The organism is Verrucomicrobiia bacterium, assembly GCA_035765895.1.
In the GTDB taxonomy this organism is placed as follows: Bacteria; Verrucomicrobiota; Verrucomicrobiia; order Limisphaerales; family DSYF01; genus DSYF01.
In genome coordinates this window covers 21,594-32,775 of sequence record DASTWL010000021.1, presented here as the reverse complement: position 1 = coordinate 32,775, position 11,182 = coordinate 21,594, and the positions used below count along the sequence as shown (strand labels likewise).

The 11,182-nt window shown below is 62.7% G+C and carries 12 protein-coding genes; 2 read left to right on the top strand and 10 right to left on the bottom strand.

Going from position 1 to position 11,182, the window contains the following annotated elements; translation table 11 throughout:
* From VFV96_04660 to VFV96_04615, 10 genes are all read right to left on the bottom strand, one after another.
* Positions 1–600, bottom strand: a 600-nt coding sequence (locus tag VFV96_04660) for a F0F1 ATP synthase subunit alpha (protein ID HEU5069691.1), incomplete at its 3' end; no start/stop codon positions are given.
* A 38-nt stretch (positions 601–638) separates the two neighbouring features.
* A complete protein-coding gene (locus VFV96_04655) occupies positions 639–1,031 on the bottom strand; it encodes a F0F1 ATP synthase subunit delta (protein ID HEU5069690.1) in 393 nt (130 codons plus the stop codon).
* Positions 1,032–1,057: 26 nt separating this feature from the next.
* Positions 1,058–1,609, bottom strand: coding sequence for a F0F1 ATP synthase subunit B (gene atpF, locus VFV96_04650; protein ID HEU5069689.1), 552 nt, complete (start codon positions 1,607–1,609; stop codon positions 1,058–1,060).
* A gap of 57 nt (positions 1,610–1,666) precedes the next feature.
* Positions 1,667–1,888, bottom strand: coding sequence for an ATPase (locus VFV96_04645; protein ID HEU5069688.1), 222 nt, complete (start codon positions 1,886–1,888; stop codon positions 1,667–1,669).
* Between the two features lie 79 nt (positions 1,889–1,967).
* The gene (gene atpB, locus VFV96_04640) at positions 1,968–2,912 is read right to left on the bottom strand and encodes a F0F1 ATP synthase subunit A (GenBank protein HEU5069687.1); all 945 of its coding nucleotides are present in this window, start codon (positions 2,910–2,912) and stop codon (positions 1,968–1,970) included.
* Positions 2,913–3,175: 263 nt separating this feature from the next.
* Positions 3,176–4,069, bottom strand: coding sequence for a metal ABC transporter permease (locus tag VFV96_04635; GenBank protein HEU5069686.1), 894 nt, complete (start codon positions 4,067–4,069; stop codon positions 3,176–3,178).
* A 2-nt stretch (positions 4,070–4,071) separates the two neighbouring features.
* Positions 4,072–4,788 carry an ATP-binding cassette domain-containing protein gene (locus tag VFV96_04630; GenBank protein ID HEU5069685.1) on the bottom strand — a complete coding sequence of 239 codons (717 nt, stop codon included), beginning with the start codon at positions 4,786–4,788 and terminating at the stop codon, positions 4,072–4,074.
* Positions 4,789–4,838: 50 nt separating this feature from the next.
* Positions 4,839–5,762, bottom strand: coding sequence for a metal ABC transporter substrate-binding protein (locus VFV96_04625; GenBank protein HEU5069684.1), 924 nt, complete (start codon positions 5,760–5,762; stop codon positions 4,839–4,841).
* Between the two features lie 31 nt (positions 5,763–5,793).
* Entirely contained in the window at positions 5,794–7,242 is a 1,449-nt protein-coding gene (locus VFV96_04620; protein ID HEU5069683.1) for a hypothetical protein, read from the bottom strand.
* A gap of 110 nt (positions 7,243–7,352) precedes the next feature.
* Positions 7,353–7,661: a hypothetical protein gene (locus VFV96_04615; GenBank protein HEU5069682.1), complete on the bottom strand. Its 309-nt coding sequence runs from the start codon at positions 7,659–7,661 to the stop codon at positions 7,353–7,355.
* 305 nt (positions 7,662–7,966) lie between these two features.
* Here VFV96_04615 and VFV96_04610 point away from each other — a divergent pair, with 305 nt between their 5' ends.
* The gene (locus VFV96_04610) at positions 7,967–9,940 is read left to right on the top strand and encodes a hypothetical protein (protein ID HEU5069681.1); all 1,974 of its coding nucleotides are present in this window, start codon (positions 7,967–7,969) and stop codon (positions 9,938–9,940) included.
* Positions 9,941–10,251: 311 nt separating this feature from the next.
* Positions 10,252–10,938 carry a hypothetical protein gene (locus VFV96_04605; GenBank protein ID HEU5069680.1) on the top strand — a complete coding sequence of 229 codons (687 nt, stop codon included), beginning with the start codon at positions 10,252–10,254 and terminating at the stop codon, positions 10,936–10,938.
* Positions 10,939–11,182: the final 244 nt, after the last annotated feature.

Sequence of the window (11,182 nt, the reverse complement as noted above, 5' to 3'; positions counted from 1 at the left end):
AACGGGGCGGAAATCCTTGTCACCCGAGGCGCGGCCCACCTTGTTGATGCGGGCCTGGTTGATCATCGTGTCCACCCCGATGGTGGTCTTGCCCGTCGAACGGTCGCCGATGATGAGCTCACGCTGGCCGCGGCCGATCGGGATCATCGCGTCAATCGCCATGATGCCGGTCTGCACCGGCTGGCTGACGGATTTGCGCTTCACGATGCCGGGCGCAATCTTTTCCACCGGATAAAACTTGTCGGCCTGGATCGGCCCCTTGCCGTCCACCGGACGGCCCAGCGTGTCCACCACGCGGCCCAGCAGGCCCTTGCCCACGGGAACGGAGAGCAGCTTGCCGGTCGTCTTGACCTCGGCGCCTTCCTTGATGCCGAGGTAATCGCCGAGAATGATCGCGCCCACCTCGGTTTCTTCGAGGTTCAGCGCCAGCCCGATGACGCCGTTGCCGAAATCGAGCATCTCGTTGAGCATCGCATCGGTGAGACCTTCGATCTTGGCGACGCCGTCGGAGATTTCGCGGACGATGCCGACGTTTTGTTTCTGGACCGACGCTTTTACGCCGGCGATCTGGGCTTCAATTTCCTGGAGAATGTTGCTCATCGGAAAAAATCGTTGCTGAATTCTGTTCTGCCTGCTGCTTATAAACTTGCTTCCAACGCGGCCAGGCGCCCGGCCACGGTGCCATCATAAATATCGCTGCCCACGCGGACCTTCAGGCCGCCGATCACCCCCGGATTCACCTTGAACGAAAGATCGAGCCCCGCACCGTGGCGGCTGGTCAGGTGCGACCGCACGCTGTCCTGAATGGACGCCGCCAGGGGAGCGGCGCTCTCCACGACGGCCGTGCGCCGCGCCAGGTCCAGTTTCACCAGCCGGTGAAAATGATGCAGCGTCGCCACGTAACCGCGCGGCTTGCGCGCCACCACTTCGGCCAAGGCCTGGCGCACCCTGCCTTCATCAAGGACGCCATTGAGGCGGCAGGCGTTGAACAACAACTTGCCTTCGCGCCGGGATTGTTTGCTGATCTTCATTCGTGGGGGAGCTCGGAAAGCGAATCTCAGGCGGCCAGCTGTTTGGCCGCATCCTCCGCGAGGCGTGACTGCTGATCGCTGGTGAGAATGTTGCCGGTGACCCGCGCCGAAGTTTGCACCACCAGACGGGCGACTTCACGCTGCAATTCCGCCTTCATGCGGGCGAGCTCGGCCTCGTTGGCTTCCCTGGCCTTCGCGATGATTTGATTCGCGGTGGCGATGGCCTGCTGGCTGGCCTTTTCAATTTCCCGCGAACCCGCCGTGCGCGCCTCTTCAATGATCTTGTTCGCCTGCTGGCCGGCCTGGCCCAGAATTTCCTGCGCCTTGACCTGCGCGCTGGCAAGCTCCGCCTTGATCTTCTCGGCGTTGGCGAGGCTCTCGGCGATCTTCTGCTTGCGCTCTTCCAGGACGTTCAGAATCGGCTTGTAGGCAAATTTGTAGAGCAGGCCCGCAACAATCAGGAAGCTGATCACCTGCGCGATGAACAGCGACTTCTCGACCCCGAAACGCTCGCCGGTTTCCCGGGCCGTTTGCGCCAAGTCGCCGCCAATGCTCGCCAGAAAGAATAGTTGGTTCATGACAAATCTGCGATGAATGACAGGGCGCAGGGCTGTGACGGCCCTGCGCCCGACGTGTTAACCGCCTTGCTTCACGAGGAACAGGGCATAGAACACGATCGCTTCCGCGAACGCGATGGCCAAGATGGATTGAACCAGGATCTTGGTCGAAGCGCCGGGGTTGCGACCCACGGCCTCAGAGGCTTTCATGCCGATGAATCCTACACCGAGCGCCGCACCCAGCGCCGCCAGACCGACGTGCAGGTTGCCGCTCATTTCTGCCAACAGGGGCATTGTCATACGTTTGTCCTTTTGTCTTGCGTTTTTCTCAGCGGCTCCCGCGATTGAACACGGTCAAACCGTTGAAAAGTGTTAAAGCTTAATGATGCTCCCCCTCTTCGTGCATGCAGATCAGCATCGTGAACACCGCCGTCAGCAGCATGAACACGAGCGCCTGCACCAGCCCCACGAGCAACTCCATGAAATAAAACGGCACCGGCAGCAGCCAGCTCAGCGTCGGCACCAGCTTGGCCATGGCTTCCAGCATGTTTTCACCGGCAAAAATGTTGCCGTAAAGACGGAAGCTCAGCGAAACCGGCCGGAACAAAATCGAGAACACTTCCAGGAAACCGACGAGGAAGAAAATCACCACGAGCAGCAGCTTGAGGAGCCCGGTGGAATCACCCTTCACCCCGAAGAGGTGCAGGAAGAAGCCCTTGGCGCCATTGGCCTGAAAAGCCCAGACGGTCCAGAAGAAGAAAAACACCATGGACATGGCCAGGGTCATGTTCAGGTCGGCGTTGCCGCCGCGCAGCAGCGGGCTGACCATTTCAAAGCCGTGCTCGCCTTGCACCCCCCAGCCGATGGTGCCCACGCCGGGAATCAATCCAAACCAGTTCGTGAACAGAATGAAGATGAAGATCGTGGCGAAGAACCAGAAGGTCTTCCTGGCGAGATCGTGTCCGATGATGCCTTCAAGGAATTCGTAGAGGGACTCGACCAGCCATTCCCAGAAGTTCTGCGCGCCGCTCGGGACCGCCTGCATTTTGCGCGTGGCGATGCGCGCAAACAGAATCAGCGCCGCCGCCACAATCCAGGTGACCACCATGGAATTGCTGATGGGCAGGCCAAACACGTGACCGACGATGACCGCCTTTTGCGGCAAGCCGTGATGTTCCGCCGCCGCGGGCGCCGTCTCCGTCACTGCGGCCGCGGCCTCCGCCGTTGCCACCGGCGCAACCACGGCCTCGCCCTCGGCTCCCCAACCCGAAGGGAGAGCCACGGCGAGAACGGCCACCACCATCAATAACTTCAGCAAGCGCATTGCGACAAATCAAAGCTGTGTCCGGGCAACTTCACGCCCTTCTGAATCAGTGCAACAAGAAACCAACCGGGAAGGTTGGAGGCGCGGAGAATGCCCAACGCCGCCCGGTTGCTCAAGCAGTTTTTGGAGATTTTTTGCCTCCACCAAAACAACCACGGACCGGTGGAAACGGCCCATTTTATGGGCCGATTAGCCGCATCGCTGAACAGCATCACCTGGACGAATCCGCCCCGCCGCCGCGCCCCGGTTGCGGCCGCAAAAATTCACGCCGCGGCCGCCCGTTTGGAACCGCTCCAGCGGACGATGGACCGGAGCAGAAACGCCATGGCATACACGCCGCCGAGCAGGACCACGTCCGTCGGACCAATCGGCCAGTCCCATTGGTAGGCCAGCCAGAAGCCAACAAACGAAACCACGCCGCCCAGCAGCGAGGCCAGGATGGTGAATTGGCGCATGTTGCGGGCGAACAAATGCGCGGTCAGCGCCGGAATCAGGAGAAAGCCAAAGGAAATCAGCGGCCCCACGCTCAAGACCGCCATCGAGACGGTCAATCCGATCAGCAGATAAAGGAGCGCATCCCAGAACACCACGTTCCGCCCCAGCGTCGCGGCCATGACGCGGTCAAACGAAACAAGCAGCAGTTCCTTGTAAAACAGCCCCAACACGAGCAGCACCGTGGCCAGCGACCCGGCGGTAAAGGCGAGATCGAAGTTGTCCACCGTGATGATTTCGCCCTTCATCAAATCGAGCCAGCCCACCTCCGCGTAACGGTTCTTGGACAGCAGCAAAATGCTCATTGCCGCGGCGACGACATACGTCGTTCCCAGCCGGCCCTCGGGCAGCCCGCGCCCGCGCCGTTCCAAAAAGGCCAGCCACAGAATCGCGACGAGCGAAAAAATCGTGGCGCCCGCAAAGGCGAGCACGTGTTCTTCATGCGCGCTGTGACTGCCAGGCAGAACCCCCAGCCACATGGGGATCGAAAGCGCCACCGCCACGCCGGTCGAGGAAACCTGCGGCAGCGCCACGCCCATGAACACCAGCCGGCGCAGGACGAGAAACACCCCGACCAGCGGACAGGCAAAACCGATCAGCACGCTCGTGTAAACCGAGTTGCGCAGGAGGAAGTCCGGCGAAAGAATTTGGTGCAGCGTTTCCATAATCAACTGATCTCCATTTCCAGCATTTCCGCGAGGTGTTCGGGGGAAAGCAACTCCGCCGCAGTTCCATTCAGGACTTTCCCCTCGTGCAACCAGATCACCTGCTGCGCGTGGCGGCGCACCAGCGGCAGGTCGTGCGTCACGAGCAGAATGGTCAGTTTTTGTTCCCGGTGAATCTGGGAGATGAACTCCAGCAGCGCGTGCGTGGCGGCCGTGTCCACGCCGGCGGTGGGTTCGTCCAGAACCAGCGCGTCCGGCCGCGTGGCCAGGGCGCGGGCGATCAGCACCCGCTGCTTCTGACCGCCGGAAAGATCGCTGAACCGCTGGCGCGCGAAGCCGTCCGCGCCCGTGGCAGCCAGGCACTCATGCACGAACGTCCGCTCTTCCCGCGGCACAAACCGCCCGGGCCGGACGCGCTGATACACGCCCATGAGCGCCACCTCGAAGCCGGTGAGCAGATACAACGGATCAAACTGGATCGTTTGCGGCACGTAGCCGAACACCACCGGTTTTCCATTGGCGCCCTGCACGTGAAATTGCCCCGCCACCGGGGGCTGCAATCCGAGCAGCGTTTTCAGCAAGGTGGATTTGCCCGAACCGTTGGCCCCCAACAGGGCCGTGAAACTGCCGCGCGCGATGCGGAGTGTGATGTCTGACAACACCGGCACGTTGTGGTAACCAATCGCCAGGCGGTCGAAGGAAATGAAAGCGTCGTTCATGGTGTGCAACGCGGCCCGCCGACGTCAGGAACACCGGCGGGCCGCAGGATTTATTTGGCGACGGCCCCCACCATCGTGCGGATGAGGTAGTCCATCATTTCAATGTAGGTGCCCGTGTGCGGCACTCCGCCGGGCATGATGGGCAGCTTGACCAGTGTCGCGCCGGTCTGCTTGGCGATGAGCGCCGGCACCTTCTCCGGGAACTGCGGCTCGCGGACCACAATCGGCACGTGCTGGGCCTTCATCTCGTTGACCAGTTCTTCGATATGCCGGGGCGTGGGGTCGATGCCGGGCTTCAATTCAATCGTCCCGATGTAGTCCAGGCCAAACCGTTTGGCGAAATAAGGCCAATGCTCGTGGTAGGAGACGAACTTCACTCCTTTGAGCACCGCCGCCGCCTGCTCCCACGCGGCGATTTTGGCATCAAGCTGCGCCAGATACGCATCGCGATTGCGGGTGAAATCCGCCGCATACTGCGGAAAATTTTGCACCAGCGCCGCGCAGATGTTGCTGACGGCCGTTCGCGCCAGCACGGGATCCAGCAGGTAATGGGGATTGCCATAGGGATGCACGTCCCCCTGCGAATGATCGGTGGATTTGGGCACGCCCACCGGATCGATGCCCTGGGAGCAATCCACATAGCCCGGATGGCCGTATTCGATCCGCGGATTCTTGCTGGCCTCGATCAACGCCGGCAGGAAGGCGTGCTCGCAGCCAAAGCCGATGAGCAGCAGCAAATCGGCACGATTCAGCCGCGGCAGGAAGCTGGGCTTCATCGGCACGCCATGGGTGTCCTCGATGCCGGTGGCGAGACTGAAGACCTCGACATGATCGCCACCCACGTTGCGGGCAAAATCGGCGAGGTCCGTGAGCGTGGTGACGATGCGAATCGGAGCGGCCTGAGCGGACCAACCGGTCAGGGTGACGGCCGCGACGGCGGCCCAAACCAACGAGCGAAGGCATTTCATTTTCATAAACAGGTGAGTCATTTGGTTGCTGACGGTGTTAACGCTGGGTCCAGCCATGTGAATGCGCCCCAATGATCCAGGCCCATTGGAGATACACGGCATCATCGGCGGGCAATCCCGACGCCGCGCTGTGGTCCGTGTGCGTGTATTGCAGCCGGAGCTGGTTCCAATGGCTGAGCGCCCACGTAAGGTAGGGCGAATACGCAAATGCCTGGTTGTCGTGGTTCTGCGGATCCTGCACCCAGTCGAACAGGAATCCCCCGCTCCATTGGCGGTGCCATTTGTAGGTCACGTAGGAATACAACCCCAGCGAGCCCACGCCGGCATTGAACTCGTCGCCGGTCAGACCGGGAACGGGGCTGGCCGGGTTCAAACTGTTGTCCGGGTCCACGAGATAACGGTTGTCGCTGTAGAGCAGTTCCGTCCCCCAGGTCAGACTGCGGAACTCATTGTTGCGCAGCGGCACGTAACTCACCTTGAAATCGAGCCCCGCAAGCCGGCGTTCGTGCTCGGTCATCGGATCCCCGTTCGCGGCCGTCAGTGCATTCACGCCACCGCGGTCGTCGGTGTTGGGATTCCACAGCCCCGACACGCCCGCTTCGAGCTGCCAGTCTGGCGTCAGGTCGAAGTAAGTCGAGAGCCGGCCCCAGAAGTTGGCCTCGCTGAAGACACGATAGTTGCCGGGATTGGCCAGCGGACTGTCGCCCCCGAACGAATCGCCCACCCCAACCGTCAAGCTGACAAACTGGTTCAGCGGCGGCAGCCAGTTGAGCTGCAAACCGTCCGTGCGGGATTCGCCGCCGATGTATTCGTCCAGCGCCAGCGGCCGGTTCACGAACGGCAGCTCGTGATCGTGAATGTAACCCAGCCGGCCGAATTCCCCGAAGAACCGGCCCGCGGTCAGGGTCAGATTCGCCGGCAACGAGGTGGTTTCCAAAGCGGCCTCTTCAATGCCGAAATTGGCCTCGCCGCTTTGCGCGTCGGCCGACGCGTTCGCCACCACCCAGGCCTTCGCAAACGGATCGACCGACCCGGACACATTCAATTCAACCGAACGTTGAAACGCATCGAAGCCGCCGGGCCGGTCGCTGCCGGTCTGGTCGGCACCACGACTGTGGTAGGAGAAGATCGTTTCGCCGACGACGCCGATGGCGGGGTTGAATTCGCCCGGCAGAATCTTTTTCTGCGCTTCCACCACCTCATTCACCTTGTCCTGCAATTGTTGCACCTGTTCCGCTGTGGCGGTGGCCGGCGGGGCTGACGTGGCCGGTGTGACGGCCGCCTGCTGCTGCCGTTGAAGGGCATCCAATTGTTTCTGCAAGGCTTCGATCTGTGCGCGTTGCTCCTTTTGCACGCGCTCGAAGTTCTCCTTCATCTCCTGCAACTGCTGGTGCAGTTGCTGCACCTCGCCGGTTTCCTGGGCCGGCACGGAAATGGCCACCGCACTCAAGGCGAAGGCCAGACCAAAACGGGTCAAAGCTTTCATAAACGTAAAAATCCAACGGTCCAAAAGTTAAATCCAGAGATTGAGGTTAAGGCTCCAGCCACCGGCTGGAGTCAGCTCAAACAAAACGAACGGAAGGGTGAAGGGACCGTTTAGACCGGCGGGGCGCGGCCGTGCTCCAGCCGCACATCGGAGAGGGAAACGGAGACAAATTCGCGCCGGCAAACCAGCATCAAGCCGGCCGACAGGGAAACAATGATCGTGCCTACAGCGCCATTCGCGAGAAAATTCCCGTGCGCGAGCGAACAGGTGGCGCAGGTGTGATGCGCCGGATCATTGGCATGCCGGGCCGCGTGCGCCGCCGCGCCGACGCCCAGCACGAGCAGCATCAACGCCAGCAGCAGGCCCAGCACCGGCTGGCCCCACGCTTTAACGGCCCGAATGACGCGGACATGTCGCATGCGACGCAGGCGAATCAAGCAGAACGCACCCCGCTTGACAAGCGGTGAACCGCCTCCGCGAAGAGGCGGGCGCAGTTGGTCGCCTGCACCATCCTCTCAGCATTGGCGCGCCGACGTCCCGTCGGCTTGGCCGCGTCGCCGTTTCGCAACGCGCCGGGCATTCCCACCCAGGACATTGAACATCCCATGCCGGCGAGGACGCCGGCGCTCCGGTGCGCGTGCATAATCGCGTCCGGGCCGGCGCCAATCTTGCGTCCATCCGGGGGCCTGGAGTATCACGTCCGCACGAAATGAGGATGTCGTCCATGTCAAACCGGCCCGCCGCCGCCCTGCTCGTTCCCCTCATCATCCTGGCTCTGGACATGGTCGCGGCGCGTTTGGCGGCGCAGTCGGGCGCCCTGCCCGTTCGTGTCATGGCGGCAAACCTGACCTCAGGAAATTACCAGAGCTACGAAGCGCCGGGCATTCGCATCCTTCAAGGCCTCAAGCCGGACATCGTCGCCCTGCAGGAGTTTCGTTACAACGCGAGCACCAACGACGCGGCCGTGCGCACCCTCGTGGACACGGCATTCGGAACGAACTTCTACTTCTTCAAGGAATACGCCGCCGGCTACAACATCCCTAACGGCATCGTCAGCCGCTGGCCCATCGTGGAGGCCGGCTCCTGGGACGATCCGCTGATTGGCGATCGCGGATTCGCCTGGGCGCACATCGCGTTGCCGGGGTCGAACGACCTTTACATGGTCAGCATGCACCTTTACAGCGGCGGCACGCCCACGGATCGCAACACGGAGGCCACGCTGATCAAGAGCAACCTTCTCGCGACGTTTCCCACCAATGCCTGGGTCGTGGTCGCCGGCGACTGCAACACGGGTTCGCGCACCGAAGCCGCCATCACGACGTTCAAAAGCTTTCTCAGCGATGATCCCGTGCCGACGGATTCCGCCGTCGGCGGCAATCCCGACACGAATGAACCGCGCAGCAAACCTTACGACTATTTGTTTCCCTCGCTCCCGCTCCGCAGTTTTCAAACGTCGGTCGCGTTTCCCTCGCAGACCTACGCCAACGGGCTGGTGTTCGACTCCAGCGTGTTCGCCACCAACGCCTCGCTCGATGACATTCCGCCCGTAACGGCGGGCGATTCGCATGCCGCCGGCATGCAGCACATGGGCATTGTGAAGGACTTTCTGCTGCCGTTGAACCAGACGAACGCCCCGCCGGTCATCCTGGCCGCACCACAGGATCGGACCAACACCGTGGGCACCCTCGCGCTCTTCACGGTGACGGCCAGCGGGGACATTCCCCTCGCCTATCAATGGCGGTTCAACGGCACAAACCTCACCGGGTCCACGACGGACACCTGTGCCCGCACCAATGTTCAGCCCGGCGACGCGGGCGCGTATTCCGTCATCATCACGAACGACGCCGGCGCCGTCACGAGCGCGCCCGCCGTGCTGACCGTGACCATCCCCAGCACGAACACATTCACCAATTTGCTGGCCGGCTGGGATTTCAGCGGCCTGAGCGGTTACGGCCCTTCGCCCCTGGCGCCAACCGCCACGGCGGATCATTTGATGGTGGCCGGATTGACGCGCGGCTTCGGCGTGACCACCCAAAGCACCGCCGCGGCACGCACGTGGGGCGGAAATGGCTTCGATGCCGCCGACGCGAACGCGGCCATCATCGCCGGCGACGTTGCCACATTCGCCCTCGCAGCCGCGACCGGTTATCGCGTGTCCTTCAGCGCCGTGAGCCAGCTCGATTACAAACGGTCCAATTCCGGACCGCCGAACGGGGTGTTGCAATTCCAGATCGGCAACGGCGCCTTCATCGACATCACGAATCTGGCTTACACCTCCACGGACGGCGCCTCGCTGGCGCCGATTGATTTGTCCGCCATTCCCGCGCTGCAAAACGTGGGCGCCGGCACCAACGTCACCTTCCGCTTCGTCAATTACGGCGCGGGCAGTTTGGGCGGAAACTGGTATCTGTTCGATCTCGCCAACAACCCCACGCCGGACCTCGTCATCGCCGGCACGGTAGCGCCTCTTAACGGCACCACCAATCCGCCGCCCGCCGCGCCGGTCCTGTCCCGTCCGGCCCGGATCGGCAACCAGATCGTTTTCCAGCTCACCGGCACGACGGGCTCGAACTACATCATTCAGTCCTCCACCAACCTCGCCAGCGGCTGGCTTCCCCTGCAAACCAACGCCGCGCCGTTCTGGATCACCAATCCGTTGCAGGCACCCCAACAGTTCTTCCGCGGTCAGGCGCGCTGACCGCGCTCACCGGTGATCCGATCCGCGAACCGGGCCGGGCGGAACCGCCGCTTCGCTCACCCTGAACTTGTAGTGGGACGGACGTCTCGCCTGTCCAGTGAGCCTGCCAACTTCCTGCGCGACCGGACCTGCGGGACGCCTGTCCCATTGCGGAATCGGATTCCGGAGGCTTGGCGGTTCACCGCGCAAATGGTGGGTTCGGAGAAATCCCACCCCGGGAACGCCCCGGGACCCGCTCCGTAGCTCGGCCTGAGCCCCGGTCCGGCCTCTGCCCCGATTGTCCCGGTGTTTCCCCCGGTTACTCTCGTGACATGAACGTTACGAAATCGCTGCAGACCGTTGAAACCTCCTTCCGCGCTGCGCGCCGGTGGCTGTTGAGCGCGGCCTTGTTCACGGCGGCCACCCATGCCTGCCTGGCGATGTCGCACCTCACTGCCATTTCCGTCAGCCCGGCCGAACCGACCACCAACGCCCCGGGCGGCGCCATGTTCTACACGGTGACCGTCACCCGCATCGGCGAGGGCATGCTGAACGTCATCCTCAAAGCCGACGGCCTGCCGGCCGGCGCCACCGCCACTTTCGACACCAATTCGCTGCGCTTCACCGGCCGCGAACCGCTCACGCTAACCACCACGCTCACCATCACCGGCAACGACCTCACGCCCGCCGACCTCGCGTCGCTCACCGTCACCGGCACGGCGCGCCGCGAAACCGTCACGGCAACCGTCACGCCCGGCACCTATGAACCCGCCGCGCCCGCCGCCGGACCGACGTTGACCTTGGAAGCCCTGCCCGACGGCGCCATGCAGTTGCGCGGCCTGGGCGTTTCCGGCAACACCTATCAAATCGAAATCACTGCGGACCTCGCCCATCCGGTGTGGTCGCCGCTGGCCAGCGCCACGGCGGATGGCAATGGCCGCTTCCTGCTCACGGACACCCCGGCCAAAGACGTCAACGCGCGCTTCTACCGCGCCGTCTGGACGGTGCCAAACAACTGACCAGCGAACGAAATTGGCAACGCGCCAGGCGCTCCCCGTGCCCGGCGCGTTTTTTTTTGTCGAATTCGAAGCCGCGCAGACGTGACCTCGCGCCCCATCCGTCCAACGCTCCCCCTGGCCCGTTGGATGAGCGCTAATCCAGCAAAGCCAGTTAAGCCTCGCCCCTCAAACCTTCGACCAACGACGCGGGGCCGCCGCATGGAACTGCTCCCGCAACGCAGCCTTGGAATGTCACCCATCGCAC

Bases quoted from the DNA above. Each gene is read 5' to 3' on its own strand.
- VFV96_04625 (HEU5069684.1), bottom strand. From the start codon at position 5,762: ATGAAAATGAAATGCCTTCGCTCGTTGGTTTGGGCCGCCGTCGCGGCC.
- VFV96_04610 (HEU5069681.1), top strand. From the start codon at position 7,967: ATGTCAAACCGGCCCGCCGCCGCCCTGCTCGTTCCCCTCATCATCCTG.
- VFV96_04635 (HEU5069686.1), bottom strand. From the start codon at position 4,069: ATGGAAACGCTGCACCAAATTCTTTCGCCGGACTTCCTCCTGCGCAAC.
- atpB (HEU5069687.1), bottom strand. From the start codon at position 2,912: ATGCGCTTGCTGAAGTTATTGATGGTGGTGGCCGTTCTCGCCGTGGCT.
- VFV96_04645 (HEU5069688.1), bottom strand. From the start codon at position 1,888: ATGACAATGCCCCTGTTGGCAGAAATGAGCGGCAACCTGCACGTCGGT.
- VFV96_04615 (HEU5069682.1), bottom strand. From the start codon at position 7,661: ATGCGACATGTCCGCGTCATTCGGGCCGTTAAAGCGTGGGGCCAGCCG.
- VFV96_04655 (HEU5069690.1), bottom strand. From the start codon at position 1,031: ATGAAGATCAGCAAACAATCCCGGCGCGAAGGCAAGTTGTTGTTCAAC.
- VFV96_04605 (HEU5069680.1), top strand. From the start codon at position 10,252: ATGAACGTTACGAAATCGCTGCAGACCGTTGAAACCTCCTTCCGCGCT.
- VFV96_04620 (HEU5069683.1), bottom strand. From the start codon at position 7,242: ATGAAAGCTTTGACCCGTTTTGGTCTGGCCTTCGCCTTGAGTGCGGTG.
- atpF (HEU5069689.1), bottom strand. From the start codon at position 1,609: ATGAACCAACTATTCTTTCTGGCGAGCATTGGCGGCGACTTGGCGCAA.
- VFV96_04630 (HEU5069685.1), bottom strand. From the start codon at position 4,788: ATGAACGACGCTTTCATTTCCTTCGACCGCCTGGCGATTGGTTACCAC.